The 16,306-nt window shown below is 71.1% G+C and carries 18 protein-coding genes and 1 tRNA gene; 6 read left to right on the top strand and 13 right to left on the bottom strand.

Annotated elements, in window-relative coordinates; all coding sequences use genetic code 11:
- Positions 1-42 precede the first annotated feature (42 nt).
- Positions 43-822, top strand: coding sequence for a TetR/AcrR family transcriptional regulator (locus AB5J87_RS17240; RefSeq protein ID WP_369377613.1), 780 nt, complete (start codon positions 43-45; stop codon positions 820-822).
- A gap of 185 nt (positions 823-1,007) precedes the next feature.
- On the opposite strand, the gene AB5J87_RS17235 is transcribed toward AB5J87_RS17240, so the two are convergent.
- Together AB5J87_RS17235 and AB5J87_RS17230 are read right to left on the bottom strand one after the other, a co-directional pair.
- Positions 1,008-2,648: an MDR family MFS transporter gene (locus AB5J87_RS17235; protein ID WP_369377612.1), complete on the bottom strand. Its 1,641-nt coding sequence runs from the start codon at positions 2,646-2,648 to the stop codon at positions 1,008-1,010.
- Between the two features lie 32 nt (positions 2,649-2,680).
- On the bottom strand, positions 2,681-3,208 hold the full coding sequence (locus AB5J87_RS17230) for a MarR family winged helix-turn-helix transcriptional regulator (RefSeq protein WP_369377611.1): 528 nt from the start codon (positions 3,206-3,208) through the stop codon (positions 2,681-2,683).
- Between the two features lie 190 nt (positions 3,209-3,398).
- On the opposite strand from AB5J87_RS17230, the gene AB5J87_RS17225 reads away from it, so the two are divergent.
- The gene (locus tag AB5J87_RS17225; RefSeq protein WP_369377610.1) at positions 3,399-3,614 is read left to right on the top strand and encodes a hypothetical protein; all 216 of its coding nucleotides are present in this window, start codon (positions 3,399-3,401) and stop codon (positions 3,612-3,614) included.
- Between the two features lie 25 nt (positions 3,615-3,639).
- Here the strand turns inward: AB5J87_RS17225 and AB5J87_RS17220 are convergent, their stop codons facing one another.
- The 9 genes from AB5J87_RS17220 to AB5J87_RS17180 form a co-directional block, all read right to left on the bottom strand.
- A complete protein-coding gene (locus tag AB5J87_RS17220) occupies positions 3,640-4,374 on the bottom strand; it encodes a hypothetical protein (protein ID WP_369377609.1) in 735 nt (244 codons plus the stop codon).
- A gap of 167 nt (positions 4,375-4,541) precedes the next feature.
- Positions 4,542-5,489: an RNA polymerase sigma factor SigF gene (locus AB5J87_RS17215; RefSeq protein WP_369377608.1), complete on the bottom strand. Its 948-nt coding sequence runs from the start codon at positions 5,487-5,489 to the stop codon at positions 4,542-4,544.
- 234 nt (positions 5,490-5,723) lie between these two features.
- On the bottom strand, positions 5,724-6,575 hold the full coding sequence (locus AB5J87_RS17210) for an RNA polymerase sigma factor SigF (RefSeq protein WP_369377607.1): 852 nt from the start codon (positions 6,573-6,575) through the stop codon (positions 5,724-5,726).
- Positions 6,576-6,753: 178 nt separating this feature from the next.
- Complete coding sequence (locus AB5J87_RS17205; protein ID WP_369377606.1) at positions 6,754-7,047, bottom strand: Dabb family protein; 294 nt, start codon at positions 7,045-7,047, stop codon at positions 6,754-6,756.
- 85 nt (positions 7,048-7,132) lie between these two features.
- Positions 7,133-7,294 carry a hypothetical protein gene (locus AB5J87_RS17200; RefSeq protein WP_369377605.1) on the bottom strand — a complete coding sequence of 54 codons (162 nt, stop codon included), beginning with the start codon at positions 7,292-7,294 and terminating at the stop codon, positions 7,133-7,135.
- Between the two features lie 468 nt (positions 7,295-7,762).
- A tRNA-Ser gene (locus AB5J87_RS17195) sits at positions 7,763-7,847 on the bottom strand.
- An 80-nt stretch (positions 7,848-7,927) separates the two neighbouring features.
- Entirely contained in the window at positions 7,928-8,356 is a 429-nt protein-coding gene (gene tadA / locus AB5J87_RS17190; RefSeq protein ID WP_369383563.1) for a tRNA adenosine(34) deaminase TadA, read from the bottom strand.
- Positions 8,357-8,400: 44 nt separating this feature from the next.
- Complete coding sequence (locus AB5J87_RS17185; RefSeq protein ID WP_369383562.1) at positions 8,401-8,949, bottom strand: hypothetical protein; 549 nt, start codon at positions 8,947-8,949, stop codon at positions 8,401-8,403.
- Positions 8,950-9,093: 144 nt separating this feature from the next.
- Entirely contained in the window at positions 9,094-9,288 is a 195-nt protein-coding gene (locus AB5J87_RS17180) for a hypothetical protein (protein WP_369377603.1), read from the bottom strand.
- Between the two features lie 112 nt (positions 9,289-9,400).
- Here AB5J87_RS17180 and upp point away from each other — a divergent pair, with 112 nt between their 5' ends.
- On the top strand, positions 9,401-10,036 hold the full coding sequence (gene upp, locus AB5J87_RS17175) for a uracil phosphoribosyltransferase (protein ID WP_101389265.1): 636 nt from the start codon (positions 9,401-9,403) through the stop codon (positions 10,034-10,036).
- A 583-nt stretch (positions 10,037-10,619) separates the two neighbouring features.
- On the opposite strand, the gene AB5J87_RS17170 is transcribed toward upp, so the two are convergent.
- On the bottom strand, positions 10,620-11,252 hold the full coding sequence (locus tag AB5J87_RS17170; RefSeq protein WP_369377601.1) for a LytR C-terminal domain-containing protein: 633 nt from the start codon (positions 11,250-11,252) through the stop codon (positions 10,620-10,622).
- A 150-nt stretch (positions 11,253-11,402) separates the two neighbouring features.
- Positions 11,403-11,699, bottom strand: coding sequence for a type II toxin-antitoxin system VapB family antitoxin (locus AB5J87_RS17165; protein WP_053725882.1), 297 nt, complete (start codon positions 11,697-11,699; stop codon positions 11,403-11,405).
- A gap of 96 nt (positions 11,700-11,795) precedes the next feature.
- Here AB5J87_RS17165 and AB5J87_RS17160 point away from each other — a divergent pair, with 96 nt between their 5' ends.
- From AB5J87_RS17160 to AB5J87_RS17150, 3 genes are all read left to right on the top strand, one after another.
- Positions 11,796-13,394: a helicase HerA-like domain-containing protein gene (locus AB5J87_RS17160; RefSeq protein ID WP_369377599.1), complete on the top strand. Its 1,599-nt coding sequence runs from the start codon at positions 11,796-11,798 to the stop codon at positions 13,392-13,394.
- Positions 13,395-14,164: 770 nt separating this feature from the next.
- Complete coding sequence (locus tag AB5J87_RS17155; protein ID WP_369377598.1) at positions 14,165-15,376, top strand: helix-turn-helix domain-containing protein; 1,212 nt, start codon at positions 14,165-14,167, stop codon at positions 15,374-15,376.
- A gap of 779 nt (positions 15,377-16,155) precedes the next feature.
- Positions 16,156-16,302 (top strand): hypothetical protein, encoded by a 147-nt coding sequence (locus AB5J87_RS17150; protein WP_369377597.1) that lies wholly within the window; start codon positions 16,156-16,158, stop codon positions 16,300-16,302.
- Positions 16,303-16,306: the final 4 nt, after the last annotated feature.

Here is a 16,306-nt window from a genome sequence, read left to right as displayed (position 1 = left end):
GTGTGCGTACGACGGTCCGACGACCCACGAGGAGGGCACGCCATGGTGTCGGCAGCCGACCGCGCGAAGCATCCGACGCGTACCAGCGTGTGGCTGGAGGGCGGCAAACCGGCGGGCCGCGTCCGGCGGTCCGACCAGCCCGCGTCCGCGCTCGACCGGGACCGGATCATCGCCGAGTCGGTGCGCCTGCTCGACGCGGAGGGCCCGGCGAAGTTCTCCATGCGCCGGCTCGCGGGCGAGCTCGGGGTGACCGCGATGTCCCTGTACTGGTACGTGGACACCAAGGACGACCTGCTGGAGCTCGCCCTGGACTCGGTGTTCGCGGAGCTGACCGTGCCCGACGTCGAAGCCGCGGGCGCCGACGCGGACTGGCGCGACCAGCTGCGCGAACTCGCCGTCAGCTACCGCTCGGTCATGGTCCGCCACCCCTGGGTGTCGCCGCTGGTGGGCCGCTACCTCAACATCGGGCCGCACTCGATGCGGTTCGCCACCGCCGCGCAGCACATCCTGAGCCGCTCGGGCCTGCCCGCGCACGGCGTCACCGGCGGCCTCTCCGCGGTCTTCCAGTTCGTGTACGGCTTCGGCACCATCGAGGGCCACTTCGTGGCGCGGTGCGCGGAGGCCGGGGTGACCCAGGACGAGTACTTCGCCCATGCGATGGGCGCGCTGCGCGAGCGCCCCGAACTCCACAAGCAGATGGAGCGCTCCGAGGAGCTGATGGAGGCGCGCGGCGGGGACACGGTGGAGGAGATGCGCGACCGGGACTTCGTCTTCGCGCTGGAGATCCTGATCGCGGGCATCGAGGCCAAGCGCGAGCGGTGACCCGCCCGCTCCGCTCCGGGCGGGAGCGCTGACGCGGCGCTTCCGGGCGGAGCCCGCCGCTCCTGGCCGGGCCGGACGCGGCAGAGCCCCCGGGTGTTCCCGGGGGCTCCGCCGTGGGTGCGGGGCGGCGGGCCGTCCCCTGCCCGCCGCCCCTGTCGGGTGCCTCCGCTCGGGGCACCCGAGTCCTATTCGGCCGTCGCGGCGGCGGTCCGCGGCGCGTCCGTCCGCTCGGCAGCGGCGGCGGCGGTCTGCTCGGCGCGGGAGCGCAGCGCGACCTCCTTGATGAACAGCGTGACGAAGAAGGCCAGCAGGGTGCAGGGCGCGGCGTACAGGAAGACGTCCGCCACACCGTGGCCGTACGCGCTCTCCATCACCGTGCGCAGCGGCGCGGGCAGCTTGTCGAGGTCGGGGATGCCGCCCCCGCCACCGCCCTGGGCCGCCGCGGCGGCCTTCGGGCCGAGGTCGGCCAGGCCGTCCTTGACGTAGTGGGTGACCCGGTTGGCCATGACCGCGCCGAGCGCCGAGACGCCCACCGCGCCGCCGAGGGACCGGAAGAAGGTCACCACCGACGAGGCGGAGCCGAGGTCGGCCGGGGAGACCTGGTTCTGGGTGCAGAGCACCAGGTTCTGCATCATCATGCCGATGCCGAGGCCCATCAGCGCCATGTAGATGGCGAGCTGCCAGTACGCGGTGTCGTACCGCATGGTGCCCAGCAGCGCGAGGCCCGCCGTGACCAGCGCGCCACCGCTGACCAGCCACGCCTTCCAGCGCCCGGTCTTGGTGATGACCTGGCCGGAGACGGTGGAGGAGATGAACAGACCGGCGATCATCGGGATGGTCAGCACGCCCGACATGGTCGGCGACTCGCCCCGCGCCAGCTGGAAGTACTGGCTGAAGAAGACCGTGCCGGAGAACATCGCGACACCGACGAAGAGCGAGGCCAGCGAGGCCAGCGTGATCGTGCGGTTGCGGAACAGCCGCAGCGGGATGATCGGCTCGGCCGCCCTGGACTCCACGTAGACGAAGACCGCGCCCAGCAGTACCGAGCCGCCGACCATGGCGGCCGTCTGCCACGAGATCCAGTCGTACTTGTCGCCCGCGAACGTCACCCACACCAGCAGCAGCGAGACGGCCGCGCTGATGAAGAACGCGCCCGCCCAGTCGACCTTGACCTCGCGCTTGACCACGGGGAGCTTCAGGGTCTTCTGGAGCACGATCAGGGCGATCACCGCGAACGGCACGCCGACGTAGAAGCACCAGCGCCAGCCGAGCCAGTCGGTGTCGGTGATGACGCCGCCGAGCAGCGGGCCGCCGACCGTCGCGACCGCGAACGTGGCACCGAGGTAGCCGCTGTACCGGCCGCGCTCACGGGGCGCGATCATGGCGGCCATGATGATCTGGGCCAGCGCGGAGAGACCGCCGACGCCGACGCCCTGGACGACGCGGCAGGCGATCAGCATCCCTGCGTTCTGGGAGAGACCGGCGACCACCGAGCCGCTGACGTAGATGATCAGGGCTATCTGGACCAGCAGCTTCTTGCTGAAGAGATCGGAGAGCTTGCCCCACAGCGGCGTGGTCGCGGTCATCGCCAGCAGCGACGCCGTGACGACCCAGGTGTACGCGGACTGGCCGCCGCCCAGGTCGCCGATGATGTGGGGGAGCGCGTTGGAGACGATGGTCGAGGACAGGATGGCGACGAACATGCCGAGCAGCAGCCCGGACAGCGCCTCCATGATCTGCCGGTGAGTCATCGGCGCGCCGCCGGAGGGGTGTCCTCCGTGGGCGGCGCCGCCGTCCCGCACACCGGCCGGTGTGGATGTAGCCATGAACTTCCTTCTCTATGACGTCTGGTGGGCCGTTACGCCTGCTGTGCGGCGGGTGTACGGGTGAGCGGCGCGGGACGGGTGAAACGTTCCCCGCGGTCGCGCCGGTCCTCGCGCCGGTCGTCCCGCCGCTCCTCGCGGCAGTCGAAGCTCTCCCTGAGCCGCGCGAGCATGGCGTTCAGCTGTCCGACCTCGTCGTCGGACCAGTCCCGCAGGGTCCGGGCGAACATCTCCGCCGTGCGCCGCCCGAGCTCGTCGAGCATGGCGCGGCCGGCGGGGGTGAGCCGCAGGATGCGGGAGCGCTTGTCCAGGGGGTCCGGGTCCCGCTCGATCCAGCCCCGCCCGGCGACGTGCGCCACATGACGGCTCGTCACCGACATGTCCACATCGAGGAGTTCGGCGAGTCTGCTGATCCGCATCTCGCCGTGCCGCCCCAGGAGGGTGAGCACGGCGGCGGAGCCGGACGGGCACTCGGCGGGCAGGATCCGGCCGAGCCCGCGCTTGACGGCCCCGATGGCGCTGAGCTGCCGGGCCAGCTCCTCGTAGTGGCTCTGCGCGGCCATCGGGTCCTCCCTATCTTCGTTGCTTTGGGCAACCATAGAATTGTTGGTTGCTGAAGGCAAGCGAAATGACGCCGCTCCGGGCAAAGGAACCGCAAAGCATTCGCATATGAAAAGTCAACGACCAGGTCAGCGCGGTCGGAGGGGGTGCGGGGGTTGGGCGGAACCCCCAACTTCGCTAGGGTCGCGTTCCATGGCACACAACACCCCCGGTCCCGAGGGCAACTACGACCCCGCGGGCAGCACTCAGATGTTCCGCGCCTTCGTCGACGAGGGCGCGCCGCAGGGCCGTCAGAGCCGTCAGGCGACCCCGGCGGCGACGCCGGCCGGTCCGCGCGTCGGTCTGATCGTCGGCGTCGTCGTCGTCCTCGCGGTGCTCGCGGGCGTCGCCTGGCTCGCGCTGGGCTGATCCCGCCGCCGCCCCTCCGCTCCGGTCACCGCCAGTCGGCGGTGACCGAGCGCGTTTCTATGTGCATGCCGAGCGGCACCCGCCAGGAGTCCACGCAGATCGTGTACGTGGGCGAGGCCGACGCCCCGGCGGCGAGCGGCGCGGGGAGCGGCCGGGTCGATACGAGCGTCGCCCAGTCGACGCCGAGCAGCCCGATGACATGGGTGGCGAAGGTGAGCGTGCCGCCCGCCACGGCGGTGCCGCCGGTGTTGCGCAGCGGCACGGTGACCTTCTCGCACCAGCGGTCCCCCGCCGGGGCGCGCACGGGCGCGCCGACGCCGAGCGCGGCGGGCTTCGGCGGCTCGGACGGCCTGCCCGGTGCGGGCGGAGCGGTCGGCGGCGACGGCCGGGAGGGGTCCGCGGGGCCCGACGGGGTCGCCGGGGCCGTGGCGCCGCCGCCCGGCCGGGACGGCGTCGGGCCCGCGTCCGGTCCGCGCGTGGGGCCGGAGCCCGTGGACGTACGGCCGTCCCCTGGCGCGGAGGCTTCCGGGCGCGGGGCGCCGCTCGCCGAGGGGCCGGTACGGGGCGGGCCGGGCGGGCCCGGGGTGCCGGAGCCGTCGAGCGGGATCAGGGCCACCTTGCCGTGCGGGGGCGCGGCCGTGGCCGGGGCGGACTCGGGTCCGCCCACCGCGATGTAGGGCCTGCCCGCACTGCCGCCGCAGGCGCCCAGGGCGAGGGCGGCGGTCGCCGACACACCGATGAGCACAGCACGTCGTCGCATCGCGCCAGTTTCACTGACGGACTGTCAAATGGGAACCCTGGGGCGCGGGTTGCGATCCGCACGCGAAGGGGCGCGATCCGTACGGGAAGGGCCCCGAGCCATACGCGAAGGGGCGCGGGTGGTACGAGAAGGGGCGCGGCCTTCGGATGCGGGCCCCGCCCCACGCGTCAGTCCGCGATCAGGCCCTCGCGCAGCTGTGCCAGGGTCCGGGTCAGCAGGCGCGAGACGTGCATCTGGGAGATGCCGACCTCCTCGCCGATCTGGGACTGGGTCATGTTCGCGAAGAAGCGCAGCATGATGATCTGGCGCTCGCGCGGCGGCAGTTTGGCGAGCAGCGGCTTGAGGGACTCGCGGTACTCGACGCCTTCGAGCGCCGCGTCCTCGTACCCCAGGCGGTCCGCGAGGGAGCCCTCGCCGCCGTCGTCCTCGGGGGACGGGGAGTCCAGCGAGGACGCCGTGTACGCGTTGCCGACCGCCAGGCCGTCGACCACGTCCTCCTCGGGGACCCCGAGGACGGCCGCCAGCTCCGGGACCGTCGGCGAGCGGTCCAGCTTCTGGGCCAGCTCGTCGCTCGCCTTGGTCAGCGCGAGCCGCAGCTCCTGGAGGCGGCGCGGGACGCGGACCGACCAGCTGGTGTCGCGGAAGAAGCGCTTGATCTCCCCGACCACCGTCGGCATCGCGAACGTCGGGAACTCCACGCCCCGTTCGCAGTCGAACCGGTCGATCGCCTTGATCAGGCCGATCGTGCCGACCTGGACGATGTCCTCCATCGGCTCGTTGCGGGAGCGGAAGCGGGCCGCCGCGTACCGCACCAGCGGCAGGTTGAGCTCGATCAGGGTGTCGCGCACATACGTACGCTCCGGGCTCTCCTCGGCGCCCAGCTCGGCGAGCCGCAGGAACAGGGAGCGGGAGAGCGTGCGCGTGTCCAGCTGCTCGCGGGGGGCGGTCGCCGTCTCGCGCCGGGCGGCGGGGGAGGGGATCGCGGCGAGCGGCGCGCCGGTGTCGAGCGGCGCGCGCGTGTCGATGGCTTCCGAGCTCTCGCGCACATCGGGCGCGGGCGCGCTCTTCGTGAGCGTGAGCACCTGCACCTTCGAGCTGCCCTGTTCTGCGGACATGCCACCCCCTTGAGGTCGCGGACGGTCGCGGTGGCCACGACCATCGGAGGAACGCAGCCTCCACCTGAATACCGGAGGCGGAGCTGCGCCAAACGCGGTTCCAGCAGAATGTCACATGTCGGCAACGCGCTGTAGTGACTTGTCGACAAGTGAGGGGTGGATACGTGCAGTTAGCAGGGGGTGTGCGGCTTTTTCCGGTCCTTCGTTCACCCGAAGGTGGATCACCCGATCCGGTTATGCCTCGATTCGATTTGCGGATCGAAGTCGAGCGAAACTCCTGGCCAGCAGCCTGGACACATGCATCTGGGAGACCCCCAGCTCCTGGCTGATCTGGGACTGCGTCAAATTGCTGTAATAGCGCAGCATCAGGATCCGCTGCTCCCGCTCGGGCAGTTGTACGAGGAGGTGCCGGACCAGGTCGCGGTGTTCCACCCCGGCGAGCGCCGGGTCCTCGTAGCCGAGCCGGTCGAGCAGTCCGGGCAGCCCGTCGCCCTCCTGGGCCGCCTCCAGGGAGGTCGCGTGGTAGGAGCGGCCCGCCTCGATGCAGGCGAGCACCTCGTCCTCGCCGATCTTCAGCCGGTCGGCGATCTCGGCGGTCGTGGGCGAGCGGCCGTGAGCGGTCGTCAGGTCCTCGGTGGCGCCGTTCACTTGGACCCACAGCTCGTGCAGCCGGCGCGGCACGTGGACGGTGCGCACGTTGTCGCGGAAGTACCGCTTGATCTCGCCGACGACGGTCGGCATGGCGAAGGTGGGGAACTGCACCCCGCGCTCCGGGTCGAACCGGTCGATCGCGTTGATCAGCCCGATCGTGCCGACCTGGACCACGTCCTCCATCGGCTCGTTGCGGGAGCGGAAGCGGGCCGCCGCGTACCGCACCAGCGGCAGGTTCGCCTCGATCAGCGCCCCGCGCACCCGGTCGTGCTCCGGGGTGCCCGGCCGCAGGCCCTTGAGCTGCCCGAAGAGGACCTGGGTGAGCGCCCGGGTGTCCGCACCCCGGGTGCTGGTCCGGACGGGGGCCCGATGGCCCTCCGGAGCCTCCTGGGGCTCGTTCTGGGGCGGCACTTGAGGTGCGGTACTGGCCGGCACGGTCAACGCCACCCCTTTGAGGTCACTGCGCGGTCATCATCCGTCAAAAGCGGTCATAGCATCACAAGACATGTCCACTGTGTGCAAGCACCGGATAACCACGTGTTGAGGGCAAGTTGGGCGCAAGGTGTGCGAAAGGCCCCGCACCACTCGGGTGCGGGGCCCTCGGGCGTACCGGCTAGAACGGGTAGTCGGCGATCACCCAGGTGGCGAACTCGCGCCACTGGCCGGCGGCGGCCTGGTGGGCGGGGTGTTCGAGGTAGCGCTTGAGCGCGTCCGCGTCCTCGACCGCCGAGTTGATGGCGAAGTCGTAGGCGATCGGCCGGTCGGTGATGTTCCAGGCGCACTCCCAGAACCTCAGCTCGGGGACGAGCCCGTCCAGTTCCTCGAACGCCTTCACCCCGGCGGCCACGCGCGGTTCGTCGCGCTCGACGCCCTCGTTGAGCTTGAAGAGGACCAGATGGCGGATCATGTTGGCTCCTTGCCGTACGTACGAGTCAGCGCCCCGCTGATCGTACGTACCGGCGGCCCCCAGGACCCCGTGGGGCCCGCGGGGCTCAGCGGACCAGTTCGGTCATGAACTCGCCTATGCCCTTGGCGGCCGAGGAGATCCCCTCGAACCCCGTCTGGACCATTCCCGCGGCCTCCACCGGCGAGGTGATGATCGTGTACAGCACGAAGACGACCGCGCAATAGAGCAGGACCTTCTTCACGTCCACGTGCGTGCACCCTCCCCGGCTCCCCTGTGCGATCGCGTGAGTCTAACCAACGCCGCCTCCCGCGTCCTCACCCCGTCTTTAAGGACCAAGGACCCCCTGATCAAGGCCCTTCGCCGGACTCTACGGACGCGTGTTCGGCGCAGGATGGTTCCTGAGCCCGGCGGATCTGGCAGGAATCTCCGGGCCAGGAACAGGACCTCACTGCGGGGTCCGCGCCGCAGACTTCCCCCCTGACTGGCGGCGCCGACTTGCGGGTCCTGTTCTCGTCGGGGGGAGCGGCTGTCCCCCCGATGCCGCTCCCCCCGTCCCAAGCGGAGCGGACGAAGAGCCCCGGTCGCCGGTCGACCGGGGCTCTTCCGCGTGCGCGCCGCGGGGTGAGCCCGTGGGCGCACGGGAAGGCGGCGGGCGCGCGGGACGGGGAAACGGCACGCAAGAAGGGCCCCGACGCTGTCGGGGCCCTTCTGAGAGCGGTAGCGGAGGGATTTGAACCCTCGGTGAGTTTCCCCACACTCGCTTTCGAGGCGAGCTCCTTCGGCCGCTCGGACACGCTACCGAGAGAGAGCTTAGCCCAAGGTGGCCCCAGGTTTGAAATCCGTATCCGGCGACCGGGGTGAGACGTGGGTCACCGCGCCCTCAGCGGTCCCGGAAGAAGGCCGTCAGCTGCCGCGCGCACTCCTCTTCGAGCACGCCCTGCACCACCTCCGGGCGGTGGTTGAGCCGGCGGTCGCGGACCAGGTCCCAGAGCGAACCCGTGGCACCCGCCTTCTCGTCGCGCGCCCCGTAGACCACCCGCTCGACCCGGGCCTGGACCAGCGCGCCGGCGCACATGACGCACGGCTCCAGGGTCACCACCAGCGTGCAGCCCGTCAGCCGCCACTCGCCGGTCCGCGCGGCGGCACGCCGCAGCGCGAGCACCTCCGCGTGCCCCGTGGGGTCGCCGGTGGCCTCGCGCTCGTTGTGGGCCGTGGCCAGCACCGTGCCGTCCGGGGACAGCACGACGGCGCCGACCGGCACGTCGCCGGCCAGCGCGGCCCGCCCGGCCTCCCCCAGGGCGGTGCGCATCGGCTCCGCCCAGGGGTCGCGTACGGGATCGTGCGCCACGGCCACTAGCGCACGGCCTCCAGGACGTCGGCGGCTCCCAGCACGTCGGCGATCTCCACCAGCGCGTCGGAGTCGAGCGTGAGCAGCTGGCTCTCGCTCACGCCCAGGTCGGCGAGGATCGCGGCGTCCCCGACCGGGCCCGAGGGCACCGGGGGCAGGCCGTTCGCCGCTTCGTCGTCGGAATCCTCCTGTTCGTCGAGGTCGCCGTCCTCCGTGCCGTCGAGGTCCAGCGCGTCCAGCTCGTCGGCGCTGTCGTCGGAGGCCGGATCGCGGCCGAGCAGTTCGTCGGTGAGGAGGATCTCCCCGTACGAGGAACGGGCCGCCGCGGCGGCGTTCGAGACGTAGATGCGCGGGTCCTCCTCGCCGTCCACGCGGACGACGCCGAACCAGACATCCTCCTGCTCGATGAAGACGAGCACCGTGTCGTCGGCCCCGTCGGCCGTGGCCTCGCGGGCCAGGTCGGCGAGGTCGGCGAGGGTCTCCACATCGTCGAGCTCTGTGTCGCTCGCTTCCCACCCGTCTTCGGTGCGCGCGAGCAGTGCGGCGAAGTACACCGTGACTCTCCCACTGGTCATAGGCGTGCCGGTTGGGGGTCCCCCCGGCCGTGGCTTCACTGGAATCGTTGCAGAAACAACGCCGTCGCGAGAGTTCTTCCGCGGTTGCGTTTCTCCGGTCGCCGCGCTGGTCGGATTCTCAGGTCACCAGCGGAAGGTTCGCATGCGCATGGCCTGGCGCATACGGGCCGCGCGGGCGCGGCGGGGCTGGACGCGGTCGCGCAGGGCCTTCGCCTCGTTCAGCTCGCGCAGGAACTGGGCGCGCCTGCGCCGGCGCTCCGCGTCGCTCTCGGGCCGCTCCTGCGCCGGTCGGCCCGGCTCCTGCTGGTGTTCCGCCATGGGTGCGCACCGCCCCGGGGGTGAGTCAGTCCCTCCCACCTTCCCCCGGGTGGGTGGTTTGATGCCAGCGCGGACGGCGCGACGGGGCCGTTGCCCCGGTTACTGTGGGGTTATGCGTCTCCACGTCGTCGACCACCCCCTGGTCGCCCACAAGCTCACCACCCTGCGCGACAAGCGCACCGACTCGCCGACCTTCCGGCGCCTCGCCGACGAGCTGGTCACCCTGCTCGCCTACGAGGCCACGCGCGACGTGCGCACCGAGCAGGTCGACATCGAGACCCCGGTGACCCCGACGACCGGCGTGAAGCTGTCGTACCCGCGCCCCCTGGTCGTGCCGATCCTGCGCGCGGGCCTCGGCATGCTCGACGGCATGGTCCGGCTGCTGCCGACCGCCGAGGTCGGCTTCCTGGGCATGATCCGCAACGAGGAGACCCTGGAGGCGTCGACGTACGCGACGCGCATGCCGGAGGACCTCTCCGGGCGCCAGGTGTACGTCCTGGACCCCATGCTCGCCACCGGCGGCACCCTGGTCGCGGCGATCAAGGAGCTCATCAAGCGCGGTGCGGACGATGTGACGGCCGTGGTGCTGCTGGCCGCGCCCGAGGGCGTCGAGGTCATGGAGCGGGAGCTGGCGGGGACGCCGGTGACGGTGGTGACGGCGTCGGTGGACGAGCGGCTCAATGAGCACGGGTACATCGTGCCGGGGCTGGGGGATGCGGGGGACCGCATGTACGGCTCGGCCGAATAGCCGGTACCCCCGAGGACTCCGTCCCCGGAACACCCCTGGGGGTGGACGTCCGCCCGCGGACCGGCGCCTCTTTTGGGCCGGGGCTTCGTCTGCGGGCCGGTGGTGGGTTGCTCGCGCAGTTCCCCGCGCCCCTGGGAAACCCGCCTTTGTCTGCGGACCGTGGTGGGTTGCTCGCGCCGTTCCTCGCGCCCCTGAAACCCCCCGTCTGTCCGCGGGCCGTGGTCGCTTCTCGCGCAGTTCCCCGCGCCCCTAAGAGACGGGGCTGAGGTGGGGATTTCGGCTGGCGGGTCACCCCATGAGGGGGGTGGGGTGGTCGAAACGGTTCGCTCGGCCACCGGCTTTTAAGGGGCGCGGGGAACTGCGCAACCAGCCACGCACGGCCCGCAGACGAAAGCGGGTTTCCAGGGGTGCGGGGAACTGCGCGAGCAAGCCCCACCGGGCCGCAGGTGAACGGGATTCCCGTTCAGGGGGTGCAGGGGCGCAGCCCCGCGTTCTTTGGGGGCGCGGGGCAACCCCCCGTCGGGCGGCGGCGGCTTCGGCCCCCCCAGCCCCCGGAGGGTTTAGGGAACGGGCGGGGTGGGGGTCAGCACTTTTGGGGCGCCGCCGCCGGCTTCGCCAGGGACGCCAGCGCCGCCGTGGCCTGCTGAGCCGAATCCAGGGCCTGGAAGGCCGACCCCAGGATGAGGTCGACGTCCGCCGTGGTCCGCGCGTCCGTCTTCTGCGAAGCCCCCTTCAGCTGAGCCCCCAGCACGGAGAAGCTCCCCCGAGCGGCCCCGGGCGCGCCCAGCAGTATCCCGTTCCCGCTGACCTTCTTGTCGTACTCCGCCGGCGCGTTCCCCACCTTGCCGATGGCGAAGCCCCGCTTCTTCAGCTCGTCGGCGGTCTCCTTGGCGAGCCCGCCGCGCGGCGTCGCGTTGTAGACGTTGACGGTGATCTGCGCGGGCCTGGGCAGCCCGGCACCGGCGGCCGTGGCCGTCGACGGCGCGGCACTCGGCGCGCACGCGTGCTTGGCCGCCGTGTCCTTCTTGGTGTCGTCCGAGCCGCCGAAGACGTCGATGAGCTGGATCGTTCCCCAGCCGATCAGACCGAGGGCCACGACGGCGGCGACCGCGGCGAGCAGGAGCCGGCCGCGTCGGCGGGGGCGGCGCATCCGCGGGTACTTGTCGCCCGTGATGCGGTACTTTCCGCCCATGCCGGGGGGAGTGAGCATGCTCATGTGCGCAGCGTAGTGCGACCCGGTGACGATGCCTACTAAACGATCAGCTGATGACGCCCGTATGCGCCGTAAAGGGCCCGAAAGGATCAGTCACGGTCCCGGCGGGGCCGACGGCGGCGGCTGCCCGTGCGCCGCCCGTACGCCGTCCGCTCAGTCCATTTCCAGCACGCGCGCGTGCAGCACCTGGCGCTGCTGGAGCGCCGCGCGCACCGCGCGGTGCAGCCCGTCCTCCAGGTACAGGTCGCCCTGCCACTTCACGACGTGGGCGAAGAGGTCACCGTAGAACGTCGAGTCCTCGGCGAGGAGGGTCTCCAGGTCGAGCTGGCCCTTCGTGGTGACGAGCTGATCGAGCCGGACCGGGCGCGGCGCGACGTCCGCCCACTGCCGGGTGCTTTCCCGGCCGTGGTCGGGGTACGGCCGCCCGCTTCCGATGCGCTTGAAGATCACACGGAAAGCCTACCGGGCAAGCGGCTCCGGGCGCAGCCATGGTGCGCCAGTGCGATCCTGGGTCAAGTGCCGCAAACCCGACATAGGGGGCTCGCCATGACCGAGAGCGATCAGCCACGGACGCCCCCGGGGGCATCGCCGGATGCCCCCGCGGATGCCCCCGGAGAGACCTCCTCCGTCGCGCTGCCGCCGCCCGTCGCCGAGATCGTGACCGGCTACTCCTTCGACGGGCCGGCGCTGGAGCTCGGGGCGGTGCTCTGGGACGGGGCGTGCCACGCCGACGCGCCCGTACGCGTCCCCCTCGGCATGCTCAACCGGCACGGCCTGGTCGCCGGGGCCACCGGCACCGGCAAGACCAAGACGCTCCAGCTGCTGGCCGAGCAGCTCTCCGCGAACGGCGTGCCGGTCTTCCTGGCCGATGTGAAGGGCGACCTCTCCGGGATCTCCGCGCCCGGACAGGACGGCGAGAAGGTGCGCGAGCGGGCCGGACAGGTCGGGCAGAGCTGGCAGGCGGCCGGCTTCCCCAGCGAGTTCTACGCGCTGGGCGGCATCGGCACCGGCATCCCGCTGCGCGCCACCGTCACCGGCTTCGGGCCGGTACTGCTGTCGAAGGTCCTCCAGCTCAACCAGACCCAGGAGCAGTCGCTGGGCCTGATCTTCCACTACGCCGACTCCAAGGGCCTGGAGCTGTACGACCTCAAGGACCTCAAGGCGGTCACCGGCTTCCTGGTCTCCGACGTCGGAAAGCCGGAGCTGAAGGGGATCGGCGGGCTGTCGGCCGTGACCGCCGGGGTGATCCTGCGGGCGATCACCACATTCGAGCAGCAGGGCGCCTCCGAGTTCTTCGGTGAGCCGGAGTTCGACGTCAGCGAGCTGCTGCGGCTCGCGCCGGACGGGCGCGGGCTGGTGTCCGTACTCGAACTGCCCGCCGTCCAGGAGCGGCCCCAGCTCTTCTCCACCTTCCTGATGTGGCTGCTGGCGGAGCTGTACAACGGGCTGCCCGAGGTCGGTGACGTCGACCGGCCCAAGCTCGTCTTCTTCTTCGACGAGGCGCATCTGCTCTTCAACGGGGCGTCCAAGGCGTTCCTGGAGTCGATCACCCAGACGGTCCGGCTGATTCGCTCGAAGGGAGTCGGCGTCTTCTTCGTGACGCAGACCGCGAAGGACGTACCGGCCGACGTCCTCGGGCAGCTGGGCAACCGGGTGCAGCACGCGCTGCGCGCCTTCACCCCCGACGACGCGAAGGCGCTGAAGGCGACCGTGCGTACGTTTCCGAACTCGGCGTACGACCTTGAGGAGCTGCTCACCGGGCTCGGCACCGGGGAGGCCGTGATCACCGTGCTCAGCGAGAAGGGCGCGCCCACGCCGGTCGCGGCGACGCGGCTGCGGGCGCCGCAGTCCCTGATGGGGCCGGTGCCGGCGGAGGAGCTCGAACGGGCGGTCAAGTCCTCCCCGCTCTACGGGCGTTACGCGGAGGCGGTCGACCGGGAGTCCGCCTTCGAGAAGCTGACGGCGGCGGAGCGGGCGCGGGAGGCGGCGGCGGTGGAGGCGGTGGTGCCGGCGGCCAAGCGGGGGGAGAAGTCGTTGGCCGAGCAGGTGGTGGGGAGTGGGGTGTTCCGGTCGTTGGCGCGGTCCGTGGGGACGCAGTTGGGGCGGGAAATCACCCGCACCCTATTCGGCACCCGCCGCCGCTGACCCCCACCCCCCGGTCCACCACCCCGGGGCGCGGTGGTCACCACCCCGGCCCCCCTTGATCGGGGCTGCGCCCCCGCACCCACGCCCGGGGCAGCGCCCCCGCACCCCCACCCAGGGCTGCGCCCCCGCACCCCTGAGCGGGGCCTGCGGCCCTCGCCCCGGCTTTCGCGTTCGCCTGCGGACCGTGCTGGCTTGCTCGCGCAGTTCCCCGCGCCCCCAAAGAACGCGGGGCTGCGCCCCTGCACCCCCTGAACGGGAATCCCGTTCACCTGCGACCAGCCCGCCACGGCCCGCAGGCGGGCCCAGGCCCCCGGCACCCTATTTACGTCATTTACGTCACGCCCGGAGGGCGGGAATTTGCCTGCAACGACCCGTCTCTAGGAAACCCTTGCGCTCCAGTAGGGGCAGCCATGTACGTACATGACTGCTCAAAACGAGGACTTCGACCGCAACGTGCTGCCTTTCTGACATTGCGTATGCGTGAGGGACGGGTGGGCGCTGCGAAAGTTCAGGCACCTATAGCTCGTTGAACTGGCGAAACGTTCGAATGGGACGGCGAAAGCGATCTAGTTAAAGGGTAGGGAGCGCCCCCCTTTGACCCCTTTCCGGACCGCATGCGTATAGCACCCCGCTGTCTCTACGGGTTTTGGAGTCGTCGAAGCGATCCGAACCGCCCCTGTGGCTCGCTCCCTCAACAGGGGTCGGCGCGGGGGCTTCCTGCGTTCCCGGAGACGACTCCCGCCTTGCGGGGACCGCCGTACGCTGGCGGCATGGCTGACCACCTGGGCGATCGGCTTGGAAGGCTGCGCCGACTTGCTGGCCTCACGCAAGAGGAGCTGTCGGAGCGGTCCGGCGTGTCCGTGGACGTGATCCGCAAGCTTGAGCAGAAGCGCAAGCACAGCGCGCGGTTGCCGACACTTCACGCGTTGTCCAAGGGGCTGGGTGCCGAGCTGACGGCCCTACTGGGAGACCCGCCGGGCGTGCCGTCGAATGGTGAGGCTGACCCACCTCAGCTCGTTGCCGTGCGTCGGGCAATCATGCCGCCACTGTTTGCTCCACCCCCTGAGCCGTCGGGTGCTGAACGGCTGTCTCTGCCCCTCCTGCGGGCGGAACTGTCCGAAGGGTGGACGCTGTACCACGGCGCGGAGTTCGGCCGCCTTATGGACGTGTTGCCGGGCATCATCGCTGACGCTCGCCTAGCGGCTGCCGTCGGCAGTGGGGACGAGCGGGCAGCCGGGCAGGCCGCGTTGGGAAAGGCTCTGCAACTGGGCGGGCACCTCGCTATTCGCCTGGGGAAATCCGACCTTGCGCTCTCTGCTCTTGAGCGAGCGATAGACGCCGCCGGAAAGTCGTCGGACCCGTTGCTGGCCCCGATGATCTCCAACTCCGTGGCGTGGGCGTACCAACGTCAGAATCGGTTGGACGACGCGACGCACCTTGCCGTGTACGCCGCTGACGGGGTGGAGCGGGAGCACACGCACACAGCGGAAGGCGTTCGGGTGTGGGGTGGATTGCTCATGTCCGCAGCTACGTCGTACGCCCGGAACGACGACTACGACACCGCTGACGAGATGATGCGGACGGCGGAGCGTGCGGCGGGTCGGCTGGCCAAGCTGCCTCCCCCGGTGGACGGCAAGTTGGTGTCGGTGTTCAGTAAGTCGTCCGTGCGCATTGAGCGGGTCCGCCTCGCTGTTCAGCATGAGCGGCCCGAGGAGGCCCTAGTACTGGCGAAAGGGATGCGGCTCAGCACGGACACGCCCCCTTCGTGGCGAACGTGGCTGCTGCTCGACGTGGCACGAGCCCACACAGACGTGGGGGACGCTACTGGAGCCGTAAAGGCCCTTGAGTCCCTGCACCGGGTGGCCCCGGCGTGGATGCGTCATCACACGCTTGCCGTGGCAATCGTCAGTGACCTGTGGGCGGGGCCGAATCATCCTCCGGGGCTGCGTCGGCTTGCCGATTTCCTGGGGGTAGCCAACTAGCGTTGCGAGACTAGGACGCTCCGTCCCTGTGACTTCGTGCTGGTCGGCGGGAGGCTCGCCGGGTCAACACGCGAGGGGACGGCGATAAGCGATGGCCCACAACTGGACCCCCACACAGGGGCGGTACGCAGTCGACACAGCGGACGGCCGGACCGGAGAGGTACGGCGCCTGTACGAGGGCTCCGCCCACCTTGTACCGCCCGGCGGGGGTGCCGAATGGGCCGCGCCGCCCGAGCGTCTCCGCGAACCGACCATGCACGAGATGCGCTTGGCCCGCGTGTGGTCGACCCCGGTCCAGTCGAAGTGATGGGGACGCCCCCATGGATTCCCGACCCCGGCGTGATCGTCAAGGACACAGCGCGCGGACGCCTTGGGAAAGCCATCGCATGGGACGGCGAGACGCGGACGGTCAGGCTGGCGCCCCTCACCGATGGGCCCCTCTGGGAAGCCGCCGCATTCTGCCGCGCCAACAATCTGAAGGAACGTCAGCCATGACCATCCGCAGCACACTGCGCGCTGTCGTCTACAAGTTGCAGCGCCACCCCGACAACGAGCCCACCCTCGCGGCCCGATGCACCCGCCCCTGAGACTCCCGGCCCCTGACGGCCCACTGCCCGCAGTCCTCGCCCCTGCTACGGATGGCACGGTGCGCGAGAGGCAGCGGGACCCCGTACCGCCGGGGGTCGGGGCAAGACGCCCGTCCGGTCGCACGCCCCGTGAAGCGGAGTCGGCCGGGCGGGTAGCACAGATCATCAACCCGACTTGCAAAGGAGCATCCCATGGGTGGACAGCACGGCGGCGGGTCCGGAGGCGGCCAGGGCGGAAGCCAGCAAGACGACAGCGACAGCGGCGCCAAGCATGGTGGTGGCGGCTCCGACGAGGGCGGCAACACGTCCGACGGCTCCGGCCCCGCGACGGGTAAGTAGGTAC

Source organism: Streptomyces sp. cg36 (genome assembly GCF_041080675.1).
In the GTDB taxonomy this organism is placed as follows: domain Bacteria; phylum Actinomycetota; class Actinomycetes; order Streptomycetales; family Streptomycetaceae; genus Streptomyces.
This window is presented reverse-complemented; position numbering and strand designations above follow the sequence as displayed.

Bases quoted from the DNA above. Each gene is read 5' to 3' on its own strand.
- AB5J87_RS17240 (WP_369377613.1), top strand. From the start codon at position 43: ATGGTGTCGGCAGCCGACCGCGCGAAGCATCCGACGCGTACCAGCGTG.
- AB5J87_RS17235 (WP_369377612.1), bottom strand. From the start codon at position 2,648: ATGGCTACATCCACACCGGCCGGTGTGCGGGACGGCGGCGCCGCCCAC.
- AB5J87_RS17230 (WP_369377611.1), bottom strand. From the start codon at position 3,208: ATGGCCGCGCAGAGCCACTACGAGGAGCTGGCCCGGCAGCTCAGCGCC.
- AB5J87_RS17225 (WP_369377610.1), top strand. From the start codon at position 3,399: ATGGCACACAACACCCCCGGTCCCGAGGGCAACTACGACCCCGCGGGC.
- AB5J87_RS17220 (WP_369377609.1), bottom strand. From the start codon at position 4,374: ATGCGACGACGTGCTGTGCTCATCGGTGTGTCGGCGACCGCCGCCCTC.
- AB5J87_RS17215 (WP_369377608.1), bottom strand. From the start codon at position 5,489: ATGTCCGCAGAACAGGGCAGCTCGAAGGTGCAGGTGCTCACGCTCACG.
- AB5J87_RS17205 (WP_369377606.1), bottom strand. From the start codon at position 7,047: ATGATCCGCCATCTGGTCCTCTTCAAGCTCAACGAGGGCGTCGAGCGC.
- tadA (WP_369383563.1), bottom strand. From the start codon at position 8,356: ATGCGCACCGCCCTGGGGGAGGCCGGGCGGGCCGCGCTGGCCGGCGAC.
- AB5J87_RS17180 (WP_369377603.1), bottom strand. From the start codon at position 9,288: ATGGCGGAACACCAGCAGGAGCCGGGCCGACCGGCGCAGGAGCGGCCC.
- upp (WP_101389265.1), top strand. From the start codon at position 9,401: ATGCGTCTCCACGTCGTCGACCACCCCCTGGTCGCCCACAAGCTCACC.
- AB5J87_RS17170 (WP_369377601.1), bottom strand. From the start codon at position 11,252: ATGAGCATGCTCACTCCCCCCGGCATGGGCGGAAAGTACCGCATCACG.
- AB5J87_RS17160 (WP_369377599.1), top strand. From the start codon at position 11,796: ATGACCGAGAGCGATCAGCCACGGACGCCCCCGGGGGCATCGCCGGAT.
- AB5J87_RS17155 (WP_369377598.1), top strand. From the start codon at position 14,165: ATGGCTGACCACCTGGGCGATCGGCTTGGAAGGCTGCGCCGACTTGCT.
- AB5J87_RS17150 (WP_369377597.1), top strand. From the start codon at position 16,156: ATGGGTGGACAGCACGGCGGCGGGTCCGGAGGCGGCCAGGGCGGAAGC.